The following is a 304-nucleotide window of genomic DNA, read 5'->3' as shown; positions in this document are numbered from 1 at the left end:
CCAGGCCCCACTGGCGCAGATTCTCGGTGTCGGCGCCGCGCAGCACGTCCACCACCGTCGTCTTGCCGAAGCGGCCGCGCAGAGCCTGCACGCAGCGCATGATGGCGCGAGCCTCGGCGGTGACATCCACGGCCTCGAATTCCCCGTCGCAGTTCGAGCAGCACCGCTTCGCCGACGAGCTTGCAGAATTTTCCTCGGTCGGGAGAGCGGACCAAGATCCACCCCTACGGAGGGTGGGGTCGCAGGCGGCATGGCCATCGCGGGAGTCTGGGGCGCAGGCAGCACCGTCAAGCAGGTTTGCGCC

At 68.8% G+C, this 304-nt stretch carries 1 protein-coding gene; it reads right to left on the bottom strand.

Annotated features, from left to right (window positions below; all coding sequences use genetic code 11):
* Window positions 1-130, bottom strand: a 130-nt coding sequence (locus tag NE591_RS16425) for an RQC domain-containing protein (protein ID WP_256156960.1), incomplete at its 3' end; no start/stop codon positions are given.
* Window positions 131-304 lie beyond the last annotated feature (174 nt).

The organism is Adlercreutzia sp. DFI.6.23, from assembly GCF_024462535.1.
In the GTDB taxonomy this organism is placed as follows: Bacteria; Actinomycetota; Coriobacteriia; order Coriobacteriales; family Eggerthellaceae; genus Adlercreutzia; species Adlercreutzia rubneri.
This window is presented reverse-complemented; position numbering and strand designations above follow the sequence as displayed.